The organism is Geodermatophilaceae bacterium NBWT11, from assembly GCA_014218215.1.
Lineage (GTDB): Bacteria > Actinomycetota > Actinomycetes > Mycobacteriales > Geodermatophilaceae > Klenkia.
In genome coordinates this window covers 3,689,622-3,705,836 of sequence record CP043652.1, presented here as the reverse complement: position 1 = coordinate 3,705,836, position 16,215 = coordinate 3,689,622, and the positions used below count along the sequence as shown (strand labels likewise).

Sequence of the window (16,215 nt, the reverse complement as noted above, 5' to 3'; positions counted from 1 at the left end):
GATGGGGCGAGCACAGGCCCGAAACCGGTCCGACGAGCACGACCTGCGCGTCGCCGACCGAGCCGCCCAGCACCGAGGAGACCCCGTGAGCGCACCCGACCAGACCGCCGACCTCGTCATCCTCGGTGGTGGATCGGGTGGGTACGCCGCCGCCCTGCGGGGCGCCGAGCTCGGCCTCTCCGTCGTCCTCGTCGAGAAGGACAAGGTGGGCGGCACCTGCCTGCACCGCGGCTGCATCCCCACCAAGGCCCTGCTGCACTCCGCCGAGGTCGCCGACAGCGCCCGCGAGGGCGAGCAGTTCGGCGTCAAGACCTCCCTCGCCGGCATCGACATGGACGGCGTCAACGCCTACAAGGCCGGCGTCACCGCCAAGCTCTACAAGGGCCTGCAGGGCCTCATCAAGAGCCGCAAGATCACCTACGTGGAGGGCGAGGGCAAGCTCGTCTCCCCCACCGCCGTGGCCGTCGGGGACACCACCTACGAGGGCAAGCACGTGCTGCTGGCCACCGGCTCCTACGCCCGCAGCCTGCCCGGCATCGAGATCGACGGCACGAAGGTCATCACCAGCGACCAGGCCCTCGAGCTCGAGCGGGTCCCCGCCTCGGTGATCATCCTGGGGGGCGGCGTCATCGGCTGCGAGTTCGCCAGCGTCTGGAAGTCCTTCGGCGCCGACGTGACCATCATCGAGGGCCTGCCGCACCTGGTGCCGCTGGAGGACGAGTCCTCCTCGAAGCTGCTGGAGCGCGCCTACCGCCGCCGCAAGATCGACTTCTCGCTGGGCAGCCGGGTCTCCAAGGTCGCCACCACCGAGAACGGCGTCAGCGTCGAGCTGGAGAACGGCAAGTCCTACGAGGCCGAGATCGTCCTGGTCGCCGTCGGCCGCGGCCCGGTCAGCCAGGGCCTGGGCTACGAGGAGGCCGGGGTCGCCATGGACCGCGGCTACGTCCTCGCCGACGAGTACTGCCAGACCAACGTGCCGACGATCTCCGCGGTCGGTGACCTCATCCCCACCCTGCAGCTGGCCCACGTCGGCTTCGGCGAGGGCATCCTCGTCGCCGAGCGTCTGGCCGGGCTCCCCGTCGTCCCGATCGACTACGCCGGTGTGCCCCGCGTGACCTACTCCGAGCCCGAGGTCGCCTCGGTCGGTCTCACCGAGGCCCAGGCCAAGGAGAAGTACGGCGAGGTCGAGGCGCTCACCTACGACCTGGGCGGCAACGGCAAGAGCCAGATCCTCAAGACCGCCGGCGCGGTCAAGCTCGTCCGCGCCAAGGACGGCCCCGTCGTCGGCGTGCACATGGTCGGCGCCCGGGTCGGTGAGCTCGTGGCCGAGGCCCAGCTCATCTACAACTGGGAGGCCCTGCCCGACGAGGTCGCCTCCCTCATCCACCCGCACCCCACGCAGAGCGAGGCCATGGGCGAGGCGCACATGGCCCTCGCCGGCAAGCCGCTGCACTCGCACAGCTGACCCTGCCCCACCCCACCCCTGACCTGAGGAGAACTGCACTCGATGCCGACGTCCGTCACCATGCCCGCCCTGGGCGAGAGCGTCACCGAGGGCACCGTCACCCGCTGGCTCAAGCAGGAGGGTGACACCGTCGAGGTCGACGAGCCCCTCCTCGAGGTCTCCACCGACAAGGTCGACACCGAGATCCCGTCGCCCGCCGCCGGTGTGCTGACCAAGATCGTCGTCGCCGAGGACGAGACCGTCGAGGTCGGCGCCGAGCTCGCGGTGATCGGTGGCGAGGACGGCGGCTCGCCCGCTGCGGACGAGCCGGCGACCGAGGAGCCGGCTGCCGAGGCCCCGGCCGAGGAGCCCGCCGCCGAGCCCGAGCCGGCACCGGCCGCACCGGCTGCTGCCTCCGGTGGCGACTCCGGAGGGTCCGGTGAGGGCACCCCGGTGACCATGCCGGCCCTGGGCGAGAGCGTCACCGAGGGCACCGTCACCCGCTGGCTGAAGGCCGAGGGCGACACCGTCGAGCTCGACGAGCCCCTCCTCGAGGTCTCCACCGACAAGGTCGACACCGAGATCCCCTCGCCCGCCGCCGGCGTGCTGACGAAGATCCTGGTCGCCGAGGACGAGACCGTCGACGTCGGCGCCGACCTGGCGATCATCGGCGGGTCGGGTGGGTCGGGTGGGTCGTCGGAGTCCGCCCCGGCGGCCGAGCCCGAGAAGCCCGCCGCTCCCGAGCAGCCCTCGGCGACCGACGCCTCGGGCACCAACGACTACAGCGGTCCCCCGGCCTCGGCCGAGACCACCCAGGCCGAGCCGGAGCCCGAGCCGGCACCGGCGGCCAGCGCCCCCGCTGCCGTCTCCGCCCCGGCCGCGGCGCCGAAGCAGGCTCCGGCCCCCTCCGGTGACGGCGGCGGTGCGTACGTCACGCCGCTGGTCCGGCGACTGGCTGCCGAGAACGGCGTGGACCTGTCCACCCTGACCGGCACCGGCGTCGGTGGGCGGATCCGCAAGCAGGACGTGCTCGCCGCGGCCGAGAAGCCCGCGCCCGTCGAGACCCCCGCTGCCCCGGCCGCGGCGGCCCCGGCGGCGGCCGCCAAGCCCGCCGCCGGTGGGAGCCCGGCTCCCGCTGCGTCCGCCCTGCGCGGTCGCACGGAGAAGCTGTCGCGTCTGCGGACCGTCATCGCCAAGCGGATGGTCGAGTCGCTGCAGGTCAGCGCCCAGCTGACCACCGTGGTCGAGGTCGACGTCACCCGGGTGGCCAAGCTCCGCGCCCAGGCCAAGGACGACTTCGCCGCCCGCGAGGGCGTCAAGCTGTCCTTCCTGCCGTTCTTCGCCAAGGCGGCCATCGAGGCCCTCAAGGCGCACCCGACGGTGAACTCCTCGCTGGACATGGAGGCCGGCACGGTCACCTACCACGACGCGGAGAACCTGGGCGTCGCGGTGGACACCGAGCGGGGTCTCCTCGTGCCGGTGATCGCCGACGCGGGTGACCTCAGCCTGGCCGGGATCGCCCGCAAGATCGCCGACCTGGCCGAGCGGACCCGGACGAACAAGATCACCCCGGACGAGCTGGGTGGCGGCACCTTCACGCTGACCAACACCGGCAGCCGGGGCGCCCTGTTCGACACCCCGATCATCAACCAGCCCCAGGTCGCCATCCTGGGCACCGGTTCGGTGGTCAAGCGCGCGGTCGTCGTGCAGGACGCCGACCTCGGCGAGGTCGTGGCCGTGCGGTCGATGGTCTACCTGGCCCTGTCCTACGACCACCGCATCGTCGACGGCGCCGACGCCGCCCGCTTCCTCACCACGGTGAAGGAGCGGCTGGAGGCCGGTCAGTTCCAGGGGGAGCTCGGCCTGAGCTGAGCCACCCCGCACCGCACACCTCGGGCCCCGGCAGTCGACTGCCGGGGCCCGAGGTGTCAGGTCGGGCGGCCGCGGGCACGAACGGGTCTCACCACCGTCCGGCCCGGTGCCGCGCCGCACGACCCCAGCCCCGTCCCCGCCCCGGAGGTCCTCCCCACCATGCAGATCGCGGTCACCGGTTCGTCCGGTCTGGTCGGTACCGAGCTCGTCCGCACCCTGCGCGCCGACGGGCACGACGTCCGACGGCTCGTCCGTCGCACCCCCCGCACGGCCGACGAGCACCGGTGGGACCCCTCCCACGGCCAGCTCGACGACGGTGTCCTCGCTGACGTCGACGCGGTGGTCAACCTCGCCGGAGTGGGCATCGGGGACAAGCGCTGGACCGACGACTACAAGCGCGAGGTCGTCACCAGCCGGGTCGACAGCACCCGCACCGTGAGCTCGGCGTTCGCCCAGGCCGCGGCAGCCGACCCCTCGCGCCCCCGTGTGCTGCTCTCGGCCTCGGCCGTCGGGTACTACGGGGACGGCGGCGACAAGGTGCTCGACGAGACCTCCCCGGCCGGGGGCGACTTCCTCGCCGACGTCTGCGTGCAGTGGGAGGCCGCCACCGAGCCCGCCGAGCAGGCCGGCATCCGGGTGGCCCACCTGCGCACCGGTCTCGTGCTGGGCAAGGGCGGGATGATGGCCAAGCTGAAGCCGCTGTTCGCACTCGGCGTGGGCGGCAAGCTCGGCTCGGGCGACCAGTGGTGGCCCTGGATCAGCCTGCGGGACGAGGTCGACGCGATCCGCTTCCTGCTCACCGCGGAGGCCGCAGGCCCGGTCAATCTGTCCGGTCCCGAGCCGGTCACCAACGCGGCCTTCACCGCGGCCCTGGGCAGGGTGCTCTCGCGGCCCACGCTCATCCCGGTCCCGGGCTTCGCACTGTCCCTGGTGCTCGGTGAGTTCGCCCAGGCCGGCGTCCTCGGCGGCCAGCGGGCACTCCCCCGCGTCCTCATGGACGCCGGCTACACGTTCACCCACGGGGACGTGGAGTCCGCGCTGCGCTGGGCCGTCGCCCAGTCCTGACCCCGGCGGCGTCACCCGGTGGCCACCGCGGTGTCGATGCGCCAGCCGTCCGGGGTGCGGGCCAGGGTGAGGGCCACCGCGGCCCCTCCCCGGGCAGCGACGTCCTGGTGCGCGCCGTCGGCACCCCGGAGCGCGTAGCCGGGCACCTCGTCCACCAGCTGCACCGTGGCCCCCGACCCGTCCGGCAGCACCTGGACGCCGGTCACCGCCAGCACCCGGGGTGAGAACGACTGCAGGTCCGCCCCCGACACCGTCAGCTCCTCCAGCCAGGCGGTGTCCTGGGCCCCCAGCGGGCTGTCAGCCGTGTAGACGCCGTCCAAGCGGTCCGCGGTCCCGTCCACCAGGGCGGTGGCCCGGCGCTGGTACAGCTGCTCGAGGACGGCCCGCCACCCCGCCTCGTCCGTCGGTGTCGCCGTGTCGTCGGCCGGCGCAGGGGTGGCTGTCGGCACGGGCCCCGGGGTGGGAGCGGGTGCGCTCGTGGTGGCCTGGTTCGCTGTCGGTGTCGGGGCCACCGCGGCCTGCTGCGCCGCCGGCACCGGGTCGGCCCGGCCGGTGCCTCCCCACTGCACCCCCAGCCAGACGGCACCCACCACCAGTGCCACCGCCCCCAGGGCGCCGCCCACGCGGCGGGTGACCGCGACCACCCGGGGTCCGTCCACCCGGTCGGCACCGGTCCGCCGCCACCGGGCCACCCGCCCCTCCCCCGCCGGGGCTGCGTGCGCCCGCTGGGGCCGCCGGACCTGGTGGGTCAGCTCCGTCCGGGAGACCTGCCCGGTGCGCGCCAGGTCGGCGTCGGGCACCCCGGTGCGGGGCATGGCGATCCGTTCGGGTCTGCAGGCGTGCCGCAGGTCCAACGCGAACGCGGCTGCCGTTCCCCGCAGGTGCGGGTGCGGTGACAGACCGCGGACGACCACCGCGATCAGCTCGGGAGGCGCCTCGGGGGCCAGCAGGGCCAGGTCGGGCACCTCCCCTACCGCCGCCACCGTGAGGGTGTCCGCCGGCCCCGCGGCGTTCCACGGCGGCACCCCGGTGAGCGCGTGGAAGGCGGCCGCGGCCACCCCGAAGACGTCCGAGGCCGGACCCGGTGCCCCGCCCCGGGCGACCACCGGGTCGACGTAGGGCGGGGTGACGCCCCCGGTGTCACCGTCCTCCCCCAGCACCCGTCCGACGCCGAGGTCGGTGAGCACCGGACGCCCCTCGGCGGTGAAGACGACGTTGCCCGGCGCGAGGTCCCCGTGCACGATGCCCCGCTCGTGGGCGTGGGCGAGCGCCGCGGCGACCGGTGCCACGGCGGTGACCACCTCCCCCGGGCGCAGCCGGCCCCGCCGCGCCAGCAGCTGGGCCAGGCTGCCGCCCTCCAGGAGGTCCAGCACCAGGGAGACCTCGGCCGGGCCGCCACGCACCTCGCGCCGGACCACCTCGTGCAGCGCCACCAGGTGCGGGTGGTCCAGCTGCCCGAGGAGCTCGGCCTCACGGGTCTGCCGGTCGGGGTCGCCTCGTACCAGCACCTTGACCGCCACCGGGGGTCCACCGCCACGGGGGCGGGCCCGCCAGACCTCCCCGGTGCCGCCGCGGCCCAGCCGTTCCTCCAGCACGTAGCCGGGCACGACGGGGGTCCGGCGCCGGACCGGGTCGGGAGCCTCAGGGGTGGACACCGGCCGGACGCTAGGGCCCCGGGCAGACACCCGTCGTCCGTCGTCCACAGGTCCCGGCGCCGTCCACAGACCGGTTGCGCCGGGAGGTCGTCCGGCGTCCGGACGCCTAGGTTCGGGGCATGTCGTTGCCTGGTCGTGCCGAGGTCGTCGTCGTCGGTGCCGGGCTCGCCGGGCTGTCGGTGGCCACCCGGCTGAGCGCGGCCGGCCGCGACGTCCACCTGGTCGACGCCGCCGCCCACGTGGGCGGGCGGGTGACCACCGAGGAGGTCGACGGCTTCCTGGTCGACCGCGGCTTCCAGGTGCTCAACACCGGCTACCCCCGCGTGGCCGCGGACCTCGACCTGACCGCGTTGGACCTGGGCTGGTTCTGGACCGGGGCGATCGTCCGGGTGGACGGCACCCCGCACCGGGTCGTCGACCCCCGCAAGCACCCGCAGGCGACGCTGGACACCGTGCGCGCCCCCCTGGGCAACCTGCTGCAGGAGGCGGCCATCGGGGCGTTCTCCGCCCGGGCCGGGTACCTGCCCGTCGACCGGCTGCTGCACGCCCGCGAGCGCACCGCCGAGGAGGCGCTGCGCCGGGCCCGGGTCGGCGAGGACGCCCTGGAACGGTTCTTCCGGCCGTTCCTGTCCGGCGTGCTGCTGGAGTCGGAGCTGACCACCTCCAGCCGCTACCTCGACCTGCTGTGGCGCAGCTTCGTCCGCGGCCGCATCGGGCTGCCCGCCCGGGGCATGCGGGCGATCGGCGAGCAGCTGGCCGACCGGTTGCCCCCCGAGGTCCGGCACCTGTCCACCGAGGTGCTCGAGGTGTCCGGCGACCGGGTCCGCACCAGCGCCGGCACGATCACCGCCGGTGCCGTCGTGGTCGCCACCGACCCCGACACCGCGGCCCGCCTGCTCGCCCCCCTGCCCGCCTCGGCACCCCGCCAGGTCACCACGCACCTGCACGTCCTGCCCGCCTCACCGTGGGACGAGCCGCTGATCGTGCTGGGGCAGCCGGGCGGGCGGTTGGTGAACTCCGTCGTGGTCAGCGACGCCCAGCCGGCCTACAGCCCCGACGGGCGCGCCCTGGTCGCGAGTTCCACGCTGGCCCCCACCAGCGAGGCCGAGGTGCGGGCCGAGGTGGCGCAGGCCCAGGGCGTGTCCGTGGCCGACCTCGAGCACCTCACCAGCGTCACCGTCACCGGCGCCCAGCCGGCGGTCACCGTCCCGCTGCGCTCCCGGCAGCCGATCGACCTGGGCGGTGGGCTCTACGTCTGCGGCGACCACCGGGACACCCCGTCGATCCAGGGCGCGATGGCCAGTGGTGCGCGGACGGCGCGGGCCGTGCTGCGGCGGCTGCGACCGGTGGGGGACGGCCGGTGACGGCGTCCGCCCCGACCGTGCTGGCCACCAGCATCGGCTTCGACTCCCGCGGCCGCGGCCCGTACGACTGGTCCCCCGGGCCGGTGTTCGACCTGGCCTTCTCCCTGGCCGGAGCCCCCTCCCGGCCACGGATCTGCCACCTGGCCACCGCCACCGGCGACGACCCGGCCCGGGTGGGGGCCTTCTACGCGGCCTTCGCCGGCCGGGACGTCGAGGTCTCCCACCTGAGCCTGTTCCCGATGCCGACGGTGGCCGACGTGGGGGCGCACCTGCTCGCCCAGGACGTGGTGTGGGTGGGTGGCGGCAGCGTGGTGAACCTGCTGGCGGTGTGGCGCGCCCACGGGCTGGACGAGGTGTTCGCCGAGGCGTGGCGGGCGGGGGTGGTGCTCGGCGGGGTGTCCGCCGGGGCGATCTGCTGGCACACCGGGGGCAGCACCGACTCCTTCGGCCCCGACCTCGCACCGGTGACCGACGCCCTGGGGCTGCTGCCGTTCTCCACCTCGGTGCACCACGACTCCGAGCCCCACCGCAGGCCGCGCTACCGGCAGTGGGTCGGGGACCGGACGCTGCCCGCCGGGTACGCCAGCGAGGACGGCGTGGGTCTGGTCTACATGGGCACCGAGCTCGTCGAGGCGGTCGCCGACCGGCCGGGCGTCTCGGGCTGGCACGTCGAGCGCACCCCGGGCCAACCCGAGGACGGCACCGAGGTGACCGAGACCCGGATCGTCCCCCGGCGGCTGCGGTGACCCGGCCCACCGGCCTCGGGCCGGGCCTAGGCTGGACCCCGTGACCGAGTTGCAGGTGGTGCGGGCAGGGACCGTCGACTACGAGCAGGCCTGGGCCCGCCAGCGCGAGCTGCACGCCGCGCGGGTGGCCGGCACCGGCCCGGACACGATGCTGCTGCTGGAGCACCCGTCGGTCTACACCGCCGGCCGCCGCACGCTGGACCACGAGAAGCCCCAGGACGGCACCCCGGTCGTCGACGTCGACCGGGGCGGCAAGATCACCTGGCACGGCCCCGGTCAGCTCGTCGGCTACCCCATCGTGGCGCTGCCCGACCCGGTCGACGTCGTGGCCCACGTCCGCCGCCTCGAGGTGGCCCTCATGGGCGTGTGCGCCGACCTCGGCGTCACCGTCGAGCAGGTCGAGGGCCGCAGCGGGGTGTGGGTGCGGGCCGACGAGCGCGGGCCCGACCGCAAGATCGCCGCGATCGGCGTCCGGGTGGCCAAGGGCGTGACCATGCACGGTTTCGCGCTGAACTGCGACCCCGACCTGTCCGCCGGCTTCGGCAGCATCATCCCGTGCGGGATCGTCGACGCCGGGGTCACCTCGCTGACCGCCGAGCTGGGTCGCGACGTCCCGGTGGCCGAGCTGCTGGACCCGGTCGAGGCCGCGATGCGCGCCGTGCTCACCCCGACTCTCGTCGGATGAGCGGGCTCCCGGCCGGCCGCTACGTCGCGCTGACCACCTACCGCCGCACCGGGACGCCCGTCACCACCCCCGTCTGGTGTGCCCTCGACGGCGAGGCGCGCCTGGTCTGGACCAACCCCGGGGCCGGCAAGGTCAAGCGGATCCGGCACACGGTCGACGTGCTGCTCGCCGACTGCGACGCCCGCGGCCGGGTCCGCGGGCCGCACGTGCGCGGCACGGCGACGCTGCTGCCCGCCGACGCCTGGCCCCGCTTGGACGCGGCGATGGCCGACCGCTACGGGTGGCAGTACCGGCTCTCCCGGCTCGGCTCGAGCCTGGCGGCCCGGCGCGCGGGGCGCCGGGGGCCGCTCGGCGTCGGCATCGAGGTCCGCCCGGCCGACCCGGCCCCCGAGGGGGCCGAGGTCAGCCCACCACGAAGTTGACCAGCCGCCCGGGCACCGCGATGACCCGGCGGACGGTCTTCCCCTCCAGCTGACCGACGATCCGCTCGTCGGCCCGGGCTGCTGCCTCCAGTGCCGCGGCATCGGCGTCGGCCGGCACCGCGACCTGGGCCCGCACCTTGCCGTTGACCTGGACGACCACGGTCACGGTGTCGTCCACCAGCAGCGCCGGGTCGGCGACCGGGAACGGCGTCCAGGCAGCGGACCCGTCGTGACTCAGCCTCGACCACAGCTCGTCGGCCACGTGGGGGGCCAGCGGGGAGACCAGCAGGGTCAGCCACTCGCAGACCTGCCGCGGCACCGGCCCGGCCTGCCCGTAGGCCTGGGTCAGGTGGTTGGTCAGCTCGGCGATCCGGGCGATGGCCACGTTGAAGCGCAGCGTGGCCAGCCCGTCCCGGACCCCGTCCACCGCGCGGTGCAGGGCCTTGGCGGTGTCCACGGGCAGGGCGTCCTCGCCCGCGCGGACCTCACCGGTGGTCTCGTCGACCACCACCCGCCAGACCCGCTGCAGCAGCCGCTGCGACCCGACGACGGCCTTGGTGTCCCACGGGCGGGACTGCTCCAGCGGACCGGTGGACATCTCGTAGACCCGGAAGGTGTCGGCGCCGTAGGCCCCGATCATCTCGTCGGGGGTGACCATGTTCTTCAGGCTCTTGCCGATCTTCCCGTACTCACGGTCGACCGGCTGGTCCTCGTAGAAGAAGGCACCGTCCCGCTCCACGACGTCGGCCGCGGGCACGTAGAAGCCCCGGGAGTCGGTGTAGGCGTAGGCCGAGATGTAGCCCTGGTTCACCAGCCGGCGGAAGGGCTCCTCGGAGGACACGTGGCCCAGGTCGAAGAGCACCTTGTGCCAGAACCGGGCGTACAGCAGGTGCAGGACGGCGTGCTCGACACCGCCGACGTACAGGTCCACGCCACCGACGTCGCCCTCGGAGCGGGGGCCCATCCAGTAGGCCTCCAGCGACGGGTCGACGAACTGCTCGTCGTCGGCCGGGTCCAGGTAGCGCAGGTAGTACCAGCAGGAGCCGGCCCAGTTGGGCATCGTGTTGGTCTCGCGCCGGTACTCCCGCGGCCCGCCGCCCAGGTCCAGGGTGGCCGTCGTCCACTCGGTCGCCCGGGACAGCGGCGGCTCGGGGGCGGAGGTGGCGTCGTCGTCGGCGAAGGTCTTCGGGGAGTAGTCGTCGACGTCGGGCAGCAGCACCGGCAGCTGGTCGGCCGGGACGGCGACCGGCAGGCCGGCGTCGGGACCGTCGACGGCGTAGACGATCGGGAACGGCTCGCCCCAGTAGCGCTGCCGGCTGAACAGCCAGTCGCGCAGCTTGTAGGTCGTCGTCGACTCACCGTGCCCACCCGCGACCAGCCACTCGGTGACGGTGGCGATCGCGGTGGCCTTGTCCAGCCCGTCCAGCGACAGCTGGTCGTTGGAGCTGTTGATCATGGGGCCGGACCCGGTGTAGGCACCGCCGGCGAAGTCCTCCGGGGGCTGCACGGTGCGGACCACGGGCAGCCCGAACGCCTCCGCGAACTCGAAGTCGCGGGTGTCCTCCCCCGGCACGGCCATGATCGCGCCGGTGCCGTAGCCGGTCAGGACGTAGTCGGCGATGAAGACCGGCAGGTCGCGGCCGGTCAGCGGGTTGACCGCCGTCGTCCCCAGCCAGACTCCGGTCTTGTCCCGGCCCTCGGCCTGACGGTCCATCTCCGAGCGGCGGGAGGCCTGCAGCTGGTAGGCCGCGACCGCCTCGGCCGGGGTGGCCGCGCCGGCCGTCCAGCGCGGGTCGGCGTCCGCGGGCCAGGACCCGGCGGTCAGTGCGTCGACCAGCGGGTGCTCGGGGGCCAGCACCAGGTAGGTGGCGCCGAACAGGGTGTCCGGGCGGGTGGTGAAGACCTCGATGTCACCGAACCGGACCCGGGCGCCGGTGGAGCGGCCGATCCAGTTGCGCTGCATCTGCTTCAGCGAGTCCGACCACTCCAGCCGGTCCAGGTCGGCCAGCAGCCGCTCGGAGTAGGCGGTGATCCGCATCATCCACTGGGTCAGCGGACGCCGGAAGACCGGGAAGTTGCCGCGCTCGGACCGCCCGTCGGCGGTGACCTCCTCGTTGGAGAGCACCGTGCCCAGCCCGGGGCACCAGTTGACCGGGGCCTGGTTCAGGTAGGCCAGCCGGTGCAGGTCGACGACCTGCCGGCGCTCGACCTCGGTCAGCTGCGCCCAGGGGCGGTCGAAGGGGTTGGTGTCGGGCTCGCGGGTGCCGGCGTCCAGCTCGGCGACGAGCTCCTCGATGGGCCGGGCCTTGTCCGCAGCGGTGTCGAACCAGGCACCGAAGACCTGGGTGAAGATCCACTGGGTCCACCGGTAGTAGCCCGGGTCGATCGTGGCGAAGGTGCGGCGGGTGTCGTGGTCGACGCCCAGCCGGCGCAGCTGCGCCGAGATCGCGGCGATGTTGGCCTCGGTGGTGACCCGCGGGTGCTGCCCCGTCTGGACGGCGAACTGCTCGGCCGGCAGACCGAAGGCGTCGTAGCCCATCGGGTGCAGCACGTTGTGCCCGTCCATCCGCAGGAAGCGGCTGGTCACGTCGGTGCCCAGGTAGCCCAGCGGGTGCCCGACGTGCAGCCCGGCCCCCGAGGGGTACGGGAACATGTCCATCACGAACGCCTTGGGCCGGTCGGCGACGCGCTCGAAGCCCGCGGCCAGGTGGCCGGTCGGGTTCGGGGTGTGGAACGTGCCCTCGGCCTCCCAGCGGTCCTGCCAGGCCAGCTCGATCTGCTGGGCGAGCGCCGGGGTGTAGCGGTGCGCGGGGACGGCGTCGGGGCTGGGCTGGCTCATCGCGGGACTCCTGGGGGCTGCGTGCCGGTGGGTGGGCAGAAAAAAACCCCTCACGCAGGAGGGGTGACCGTGGTGACCTGGGCGGGAGCGGTCAGCACGGCCTCGGGAGGAGCAGTCCACCGGACACGCCGCGAGATTACCCCGGCACGGACGGCCCGCCGAACGCCTGGGCGCCCGCCCCGGCAGCGCCACGGGTCACACCTGGCGCTTCGGGGTGTGCCCGGAGCCCGATCCGGGCAGGATGGCCGCCGAGACGATCAACCCGGAGGTGCGTCAGTGTTCCGCAAGAAGAGCCATGCCCAGGTCATCGGCGCAGAACTGCAAGAGGGCCTCGCCCACATCGGTTCGGCGGTCACCGAGGCCGGTCGGGCCACCGCGGAGCAGCTCGGCCCGCGCTACGAGGCCGCCAGCAAGGCCGCGCAGAAGACCCTCGAGAAGGACGTGACGCCGCGGCTGGAGGCCGCCGTCGCCGCCGTCAGCCCCAAGCTGGAGGCCGCTCGGGACGCGCTGGAGCCCCGCATCGAGGCCGCGCAGAAGACGCTGGCCCCGCAGCTGAAGAACGCCCAGAAGGTCTACGAGAAGGACCTCGTGCCGCGCCTGGAGGCCGCTCGCGGCACCGCCGCGGCCGGGCTCGCCACGGCCGTCGCCACCGCGGGTCCCAAGCTCGCCGAGGTCCGCGAGACCGCCGGTCCGAAGCTGGAGTCGGCGGTCAAGAGCGCGCAGAAGACCCTGGAGAAGGACGTCACCCCCCGTCTGGAGGCGGCCCGTGAGTCCGCCGTGGGCTACGCGGCCCCGCGGGTCGCCGCTGCCCGCGACGCCGCCACGCCGGTGCTGGAGAACGCCCGCGGCCAGCTGGCTGCCGCCGGTGGCACGATCGCCGCCGCCACGCAGGAGGCCAGCAAGAAGGCCGGTCACCTGCAGGAGGACGCCGGCAAGAAGGCCGCGGCCCTGCAGAAGGACGCCGGCAAGAAGGCCGCCGCCCTGCAGAAGGACGCCGGCAAGAAGGCCGAGAAGGTCGCCGAGCGGGCCAAGTCCTCCCGGGCCGACGCCGTCGCCACCGCCGAGGCCGCCCGTGACCAGGCCGCCGCCCGGGTGGCGGCCCTGCGCGACGCCGCCGACAGCAACCGCAAGGCCGTGAGCAAGAAGGCCGACAAGCTCTCGAAGAAGGCGGACAAGCGCCGCAAGGAGCTCGCCAAGGCCGCGCACAAGGCCGGCAAGGACCTGGAGAAGACCTCGACCTCGGTCAAGCGGTCCGTCGGCCTGGAGAAGCAGCCGCGTCGCTGGCCCTGGGTGCTCCTCGCCCTGGCCGTCGGTGGCGCCGTCTTCGCCGTCGTCCGTCGCTCGACCTCCTCGAACGACCCCTGGACGCCCGCGCCCACCGGCGACGGCCCCGTCCCCGCCTACCGGGAGGACCCCGTGCCCAGCAGCCCGAGCAGCAACGCCCCCAGCACCTCCGACGAGAACCCGGCCGACACCGGGGTGACCGAGACCGACGGCGGCACCGCCGTCTCGACGGCCGAGGACGCCGCCGGGGACGCCACCCCGGCCAACACCGACCTGGGCTGGCGCGACGGTGGCCACGAGGACACCGCCGAGTCCGACTCGCGCGACGACACCCCGCCGCAGGTCAACACCGTCCCCTCCGCCGAGACGCTGGCCAAGCCGGCCCTGGGCCGCGAGGCCGACGACACCGAAGGCGGCAAGCACCAGGCCTAGCAGCCACAGCACCCAGGAGGGGCGTCCCGCAGCACGCGGGGCGCCCCTCCGTCGCGTCCGGGGCCGAGCGCCCCGGGAGTACCGTCGAGACCATGAGCGACGCGCCGACGACAGCCACCCCGGCGAGCACGGCGAGCATCGACCCCGCGGGTCGCAAGCTGCTGCGCCTGGAGGTCCGCAACGCCCAGACCCCCATCGAGCGCAAGCCCGAGTGGATCAAGACCAAGCTGAAGACCGGCCCGGAGTACACCGCGCTGAAGTCGCTGGTCCGCAGCGAGGGGCTGCACACGGTCTGCGAGTCCGCGGGGTGCCCCAACATCTACGAGTGCTGGGAGGACCGCGAGGCCACCTTCCTCATCGGCGGTGACCAGTGCACCCGCCGCTGCGACTTCTGCCAGATCGACACCGGCAAGCCCGCGGACTTCGACCGCGACGAGCCCCGCCGGGTCGGCGAGAGCGTCGCGACGATGGCGCTGAAGTACGCCACGATCACCGGCGTCGCCCGCGACGACCTCGAGGACGGCGGCGCCTGGCTCTACGCCGAGACCGTGCGCCAGATCAAGGCCCAGGTCCCCGGCTGCGGCGTCGAGCTGCTCATCCCGGACTTCAACGCCGACCCCGACCAGCTCGCCGAGGTCTTCTCCTCCCGCCCCGAGGTGCTCGCGCACAACGTGGAGACGGTGCCGCGCATCTTCAAGCGCATCCGGCCCGGGTTCCGCTTCGACCGGTCCCTCGCCGTCATCACCGCCGCGCGCGAGGCCGGTCTGGTCACCAAGTCCAACCTGATCCTGGGCATGGGCGAGGAGCCGCACGAGGTCACCGAGACCATGCAGGCCCTGCACGACGCCGGCTGCGACCTGCTGACCATCACCCAGTACCTGCGCCCCAGCCCGCGGCACCACCCCGTGGTCCGCTGGGTCAAGCCCCAGGAGTTCGTCGACTTCGCCGCCCAGGCCGAGGAGATCGGCTTCCCCGGTGTGCTCGCCGGGCCGCTGGTGCGCAGCTCCTACCGGGCCGGCCGGCTCTACCAGCAGGCCGTCGAGGCCCGCGGGCTCACCCCGGCCGTCTGAGGCGGGTGCCCCCGGGGTCCCACCCCGGGGGCTTACCCTCCTGTCATGGCACGCAGCAAGCCCACAGACCCCCCCACCCCGCCGACGAAGGCCGGGAAGGGCGCCACCGGGTCCACCAAGGCGGGCGCGACGAGCGCCAAGGCCGGGAAGGCCCCGAAGCTCGGCAAGGACGGCAAGCCCAAGGTCGGCCGCTGGACGCGGATGAAGACCCAGGGCGGCCAGATCAAGCAGGCCTACACCCTCACGTACAAGAACGACCCCAAGCTCCCGTGGGTCATGCTGATCGCCTTCGTGGTGGTCGCGGCCGTGGTCGAGCTAGTGGCGGTCCTGTTCGGGGCTCCCCTGCTGTTCATCCCGATCGCGGTCCTGCTGGGCCTGCTCGCCGCCTTGGTCGTCTTCGGCCGCCGGGCGCAGGGCTCGGCCTACCGCCAGGTCGAGGGACAGCCCGGTGCTGCTGCCTGGGTGCTCGAGGGCATGCGCGGTGACTGGCGGGTCAGCTCCGGTGTCGCGGGCACCCCGCAGATGGACGCCGTGCACCGGGTGCTGGGCCGGCCCGGGATCATCCTGGTCGCCGAGGGCTCCCCGCAGCGGGTCCGCCCGCTCATCGCCGGGGAGAAGCGCCGGATCGCCAAGGTCGTCGGCGACACCCCGATCTACGACATCACCGTCGGCGACGACGAGGGCCAGGTCCCGCTGAAGAAGCTCAGCTCGCACGTGATGAAGCTGCCCCGCAACCTCGACGGCGCCGAGGTCAACAGCCTGGGCAAGCGGATGAACGCCCTCGGTGGCGCGCGGATGCCGATTCCCGGCGGCCCGATGCCCGGTGGCAAGCAGATGTCGGTCAGCCAGCGGCAGCTCCGCCGGCGGTAGCCCTCAGGTCGTCCGGATGACGGCCGTCGCGGTCAGCCGGTCGTGCAGGCCGCGGCCGTCGCCGTCGACCACCAGGGCCGGCACCAGGAGCATCAGCAGACCGGTGCGGACGACCGCCCGCCACAGCGCCACCCGCGCCTCGGGGCGCGGGTGGGCCAGCTGCAGCTTGAGCAGGGCCTGCCCCGGCGTCCGGCCGACGAGCACCAGCGAGACCACGGTGATCAGGCCGAAGGACAGCAGGCTCCAGTTGGCCGGGATGCCCTGGACGACGACTGCGGCGACCGCGGCGGAGACCGCGGCGTCCACCAGGAACGCCACCGCCCGCACGCCGAAGGTCGCGACGGAACCGGGTCCCTCGGCGGGCAGCCCCAGGGAGGCGCCGCGCACCCGGCCCTGAGAGGGTGGTGTCTCGTCCCTGACCATGCACCCAGCGTAAGAGGGTCGACCGCGCGTGCCGCCCGCCGGCG

At 74.2% G+C, this 16,215-nt stretch carries 13 protein-coding genes; 10 read left to right on the top strand and 3 right to left on the bottom strand.

Annotated elements, in window-relative coordinates; translation table 11 throughout:
• Nucleotide 1 precedes the first annotated feature (1 nt).
• The 3 genes from lpdA to F1C76_17995 all read left to right on the top strand — a co-directional run bounded on the left by lpdA (nt 2) and on the right by F1C76_17995 (nt 4,381).
• Nucleotides 2-1,465, top strand: a complete 1,464-nt coding sequence (gene lpdA, locus F1C76_18005; GenBank protein ID QNG39352.1) for a dihydrolipoyl dehydrogenase — start codon at nt 2-4, stop codon at nt 1,463-1,465.
• A 42-nt stretch (nt 1,466-1,507) separates the two neighbouring features.
• A complete protein-coding gene (sucB, locus tag F1C76_18000; protein ID QNG38209.1) occupies nt 1,508-3,316 on the top strand; it encodes a 2-oxoglutarate dehydrogenase, E2 component, dihydrolipoamide succinyltransferase in 1,809 nt (602 codons plus the stop codon).
• A 159-nt stretch (nt 3,317-3,475) separates the two neighbouring features.
• Nucleotides 3,476-4,381, top strand: a complete 906-nt coding sequence (locus tag F1C76_17995) for a TIGR01777 family protein (GenBank protein QNG38208.1) — start codon at nt 3,476-3,478, stop codon at nt 4,379-4,381.
• A gap of 11 nt (nt 4,382-4,392) precedes the next feature.
• Here the strand turns inward: F1C76_17995 and F1C76_17990 are convergent, their stop codons facing one another.
• Complete coding sequence (locus F1C76_17990; protein ID QNG38207.1) at nt 4,393-6,036, bottom strand: protein kinase; 1,644 nt, start codon at nt 6,034-6,036, stop codon at nt 4,393-4,395.
• 119 nt (nt 6,037-6,155) lie between these two features.
• Between F1C76_17990 and F1C76_17985 the strand changes: the two genes are divergently transcribed.
• From F1C76_17985 to F1C76_17970, 4 genes are read left to right on the top strand one after another with little or no spacing between them, the layout of a single operon-like run.
• Nucleotides 6,156-7,400 carry an FAD-dependent oxidoreductase gene (locus tag F1C76_17985; protein ID QNG38206.1) on the top strand — a complete coding sequence of 415 codons (1,245 nt, stop codon included), beginning with the start codon at nt 6,156-6,158 and terminating at the stop codon, nt 7,398-7,400.
• The gene (locus tag F1C76_17980; GenBank protein QNG38205.1) at nt 7,397-8,146 is read left to right on the top strand and encodes a peptidase E; all 750 of its coding nucleotides are present in this window, start codon (nt 7,397-7,399) and stop codon (nt 8,144-8,146) included. Before F1C76_17985 ends, F1C76_17980 begins: the two co-directional genes overlap by 4 nt.
• Before the next feature lie 40 nt (nt 8,147-8,186).
• Nucleotides 8,187-8,831 (top strand): lipoyl(octanoyl) transferase LipB, encoded by a 645-nt coding sequence (gene lipB, locus F1C76_17975; GenBank protein QNG38204.1) that lies wholly within the window; start codon nt 8,187-8,189, stop codon nt 8,829-8,831.
• Entirely contained in the window at nt 8,828-9,253 is a 426-nt protein-coding gene (locus F1C76_17970; protein QNG38203.1) for a PPOX class F420-dependent oxidoreductase, read from the top strand. The genes lipB and F1C76_17970 overlap by 4 nt, the downstream gene beginning before the upstream one ends.
• Here the strand turns inward: F1C76_17970 and F1C76_17965 are convergent.
• Nucleotides 9,234-12,092 carry a leucine--tRNA ligase gene (locus F1C76_17965; protein QNG38202.1) on the bottom strand — a complete coding sequence of 953 codons (2,859 nt, stop codon included), beginning with the start codon at nt 12,090-12,092 and terminating at the stop codon, nt 9,234-9,236. The genes F1C76_17970 and F1C76_17965 overlap by 20 nt on opposite strands.
• A 276-nt stretch (nt 12,093-12,368) precedes the next feature.
• On the opposite strand from F1C76_17965, the gene F1C76_17960 reads away from it, so the two are divergent.
• The 3 genes from F1C76_17960 (at nt 12,369) to F1C76_17950 (ending at nt 15,748) form a co-directional block, all read left to right on the top strand.
• Nucleotides 12,369-13,808, top strand: a complete 1,440-nt coding sequence (locus tag F1C76_17960; protein QNG38201.1) for a hypothetical protein — start codon at nt 12,369-12,371, stop codon at nt 13,806-13,808.
• A gap of 92 nt (nt 13,809-13,900) precedes the next feature.
• On the top strand, nt 13,901-14,878 hold the full coding sequence (gene lipA, locus F1C76_17955) for a lipoyl synthase (protein QNG38200.1): 978 nt from the start codon (nt 13,901-13,903) through the stop codon (nt 14,876-14,878).
• A gap of 45 nt (nt 14,879-14,923) precedes the next feature.
• Nucleotides 14,924-15,748, top strand: coding sequence for a DUF4191 domain-containing protein (locus F1C76_17950; protein ID QNG38199.1), 825 nt, complete (start codon nt 14,924-14,926; stop codon nt 15,746-15,748).
• A 3-nt stretch (nt 15,749-15,751) separates the two neighbouring features.
• On the opposite strand, the gene F1C76_17945 is transcribed toward F1C76_17950, so the two are convergent.
• On the bottom strand, nt 15,752-16,171 hold the full coding sequence (locus F1C76_17945; GenBank protein ID QNG38198.1) for an RDD family protein: 420 nt from the start codon (nt 16,169-16,171) through the stop codon (nt 15,752-15,754).
• Between the last annotated feature and the right edge of the window lie 44 nt (nt 16,172-16,215).